Below are 498 nucleotides of genomic sequence, written 5' to 3' on the forward strand. Positions count from 1 at the left end.
CGCCGCGAGGCGCTGCTGCTGGGCTACGGCGCGCTCTCCCCGCAGGAGGCGCGCGAGGGCGCGGCGCGCGTGGCGCTCGCGCTGAAGCGCGTCGTACAATGTGACGGGCCGAACCCAAGATGACGAACGTCGATTCCCTGACCGGCACCCCGGACCGCGCCGCGCTGTTCCACGCTCTCGACGTGGAGCTCACGCAGGGCCGTCCCGTCGCGCTGCTCATCATCGACCTCGACCACTTCAAGAGCATCAACGACGCCTTCGGGCACCTGCGCGGCGACGCCGCCCTGCTCGGCGTCACGAAACGCGCCCTGGAGGCGCTCGGCCGACCCCTCTACCGCTACGCGGGCGACGAGTTCGTCGCGCTGCTCACCGGCGACGACGTGGACCGCGCCCTGGAGCGTGCCGAGACGCTCGTGCGCGCCGTCGCCGCGTCGCCCCTGCTGCAGGACCCGCCGCTGAGCGTCACCATCAGCGTCGGCGTCGCCGTGAGCCGCGAGG

The 498-nt window shown here is 73.3% G+C and carries 1 protein-coding gene; it reads left to right on the forward strand.

All coding sequences use genetic code 11. The annotated features are described in order from the left end of the window. Positions 1–119: 119 nt before the first annotated feature. Positions 120–498: GGDEF domain-containing protein (locus DEIPI_RS28235; RefSeq protein ID WP_245588504.1), on the forward strand; the 379-nt coding region annotated here is incomplete at its 3' end.

Origin of the sequence: Deinococcus pimensis DSM 21231, from assembly GCF_000519345.1 — a bacterium.
Lineage (GTDB): Bacteria > Deinococcota > Deinococci > Deinococcales > Deinococcaceae > Deinococcus_A > Deinococcus_A pimensis.